Source organism: Pseudomonas fluorescens (assembly GCF_041354075.1).
Classification (GTDB): Bacteria; Pseudomonadota; Gammaproteobacteria; order Pseudomonadales; family Pseudomonadaceae; genus Aquipseudomonas; species Aquipseudomonas fluorescens_CE.
Window position 1 is genome coordinate 1 of sequence record NZ_JARZGC010000061.1, and the last position, 369, is coordinate 369.

General features: G+C 60.4%; 1 pseudogene. It reads right to left on the reverse strand.

The window, feature by feature from the left end:
• A pseudogene (locus QIW53_RS27260) lies at positions 1-324 on the reverse strand (electron transfer flavoprotein subunit alpha/FixB family protein); the annotation flags it as partial.
• Positions 325-369 lie beyond the last annotated feature (45 nt).

Here is a 369-nt window from a genome sequence, read left to right on the forward strand (position 1 = left end):
GACGTCCAGCGCAGCGGCAACGCGCGGCAGGATGTTTTTGCCGTTGGAGGTGGCGGCAGCCAGGATGTGGCTGTAGCCCTTGCCCAACTCTGCAACCAGAGGAGCGACGTTTTCCGGCAGCTGATGTGCGTAAGCGGCGTTGTCAGCGTTCAGGACTTTGCTCACGCCCGCGATTTTCGCAGCGGCTTCAGCCACGGCGCCCGCGCCCTGGCCGGCGACCAGAACGTGGATGTCGCCGCCGATTTTGGCAGCGGCAGCCACGGTGTTCAGCGTGGCCGGGGCCAGCACTTTATTGTCGTGTTCAGCGATTACCAAGATAGTCATGATCAGATTACCTTCGCTTCGTTTTTCAGTTTCTCGACCAGTTCA